We start from the raw sequence: 2,346 nt of genomic DNA, 5'->3' as shown, positions 1-2,346 counted from the left end.
ACGCCATTCGTGCAGGTCGGAACTTACCCGACAAGGAATTTCGCTACCTTAGGATGGTTATAGTTACCACCGCCGTTTACTGGGGCTTAAATTCTGAGCTTCGCCTTGCGGCTGACCCGTCCTCTTAACCTTCCAGCACCGGGCAGGCGTCAGTCCGTATACATCGTCTTGCGACTTGGCACGGACCTGTGTTTTTAGTAAACAGTCGCTACCCACTAGTCTCTGCGGCCACCACACCCTTTTTGAGGCAAGCTCATATAAGTGGATGGCCCCCCTTCTCCCGAAGTTACGGGGGCATTTTGCCGAGTTCCTTAACCACGATTCTCTCGATCTCCTTGGTATTCTCTACCTGACCACCTGAGTCGGTTTGGGGTACGGGCGGCTAGAACCTCGCGTCGATGCTTTTCTTGGCAGCATAGGATCACCCACTTTTCATCCGCATCGTGTCTCAGCCTGAATGAGGGACGGATTTGCCTATCCCCCGGCCTACGCACTTGCCCCGGGACAACCATCGCCCGGGATGGGCTACCTTCCTGCGTCACACCTGTTAATACGCTAACCGCCTCAGCATGGGGTCGTGCGCTAGGCCCACCGCATCACCCCGAAGGGATCCGTCAGTGGGATTCAGACACTTAGCACTACTGGATTGGTTGGGGCGGTTCTTCGCCGGTACGGGAATATCAACCCGTTGTCCATCGACTACGCCTGTCGGCCTCGCCTTAGGTCCCGACTTACCCAGGGAAGATTAGCTTGACCCTGGAACCCTTGGTCTTTCGGAGGACGTGTTTCTCACACGTCTTTCGCTACTCATGCCTGCATTCTCACTCGTGTAGCGTCCACGGCTGGGTCACCCCGCCGCTTCACTCGCCACACGACGCTCTCCTACCCATCAACACGGCTGGACCACGAAGGCCTACCAATAATGTCAATGCCACAACTTCGGTGGCGTGCTTGAGCCCCGTTACATTGTCGGCGCGGAATCACTTGACCAGTGAGCTATTACGCACTCTTTCAAGGGTGGCTGCTTCTAAGCCAACCTCCTGGTTGTCTAAGCAACTCCACATCCTTTCCCACTTAGCACGCGCTTAGGGACCTTAGATGGTGGTCTGGGTTGTTTCCCTCTCGACTATGAAGCTTATCCCCCACAGTCTCACTGCTGCGCTCTCACTTACCGGCATTCGGAGTTTGGCTGACGTCAGTAACCTTGTAGGGCCCATCGGCCATCCAGTAGCTCTACCTCCGGCAAGAAACACGCAACGCTGCACCTAAATGCATTTCGGAGAGAACCAGCTATCACGAAGTTTGATTGGCCTTTCACCCCTATCCACAGCTCATCCCCTCAGTTTTCAACCTAAGTGGGTTCGGCCCTCCACGACGTCTTACCGTCGCTTCAGCCTGGCCATGGATAGATCACTTCGCTTCGGGTCTAGGACATGCGACTGAATCGCCCTATTCAGACTCGCTTTCGCTACGGCTACCCCACCCGGGTTAACCTCGCCACATATCGCTAACTCGCAGGCTCATTCTTCAAAAGGCACGCTGTCACACCTACCAGGGGTGCTCCAACGGTTTGTAAGCAAACGGTTTCAGGTACTATTTCACTCCCCTCCCGGGGTACTTTTCACCTTTCCCTCACGGTACTTGTCCGCTATCGGTCATCTGGGAGTATTTAGGCTTATCAGGTGGTCCTGACAGATTCACACGGGATTTCTCGGGCCCCGTGCTACTTGGGATACTCTCCACGTCAGAACACGCATTTCGACTACGGGGCTGGCACCCACTCTGGCCCGCCTTTCAAGACGGTTCGTCTATACGCTTCTGTCACGTCGACCACTCGGCAGAATGGTCAGGAAAGTCCCGCAACCCCCCACATGCAACGCCTGCCGGCTCTCACACACATGAGGTTTAGCCTGATCCGATTTCGCTCGCCACTACTCACGGAATCACGGTTGTTTTCTCTTCCTGTGGGTACTGAGATGTTTCACTTCCCCACGTTCCCTCTACCCGCCCTATATATTCAGGCGGGAGTCACTAGGTCGGCACGCCGCCCAGCGGGGTTTCCCCATTCGGACACCCTCGGATCAAAACTTGCTTATCAGTTCCCCGAGGCTTATCGCAGATTGCTACGTCCTTCTTCGGCTCCAGATGCCAAGGCATCCACCGTTTGCTCTTAAAGACTTGAAATCACATGAGTTCATCAAGAATCGAACCCGAACCGAAGTCCGGGCTGAAATTGACTAATGATCTTTAAGATCATCTACACAAGACAACCCCGAAAGGTCATCTTGAAGATGCTCGCGTCCACTGTGTAGTTCTCAAAGTACGGGCGGCACCCCCCACCACCGA

1 rRNA gene is annotated in these 2,346 nt (G+C 54.8%); it reads right to left on the bottom strand.

Annotated features, from left to right (window positions below):
- A 23S ribosomal RNA gene (locus tag ACWGUG_RS18530) occupies positions 1 to 2,184 on the bottom strand; the annotation flags it as partial.
- Positions 2,185 to 2,346 lie beyond the last annotated feature (162 nt).

Source organism: Microbacterium sp. NPDC055455, from assembly GCF_053619935.1.
Note: the sequence above shows the minus strand (reverse complement) of the source record. Positions and strands in the feature narration are given on the sequence as shown.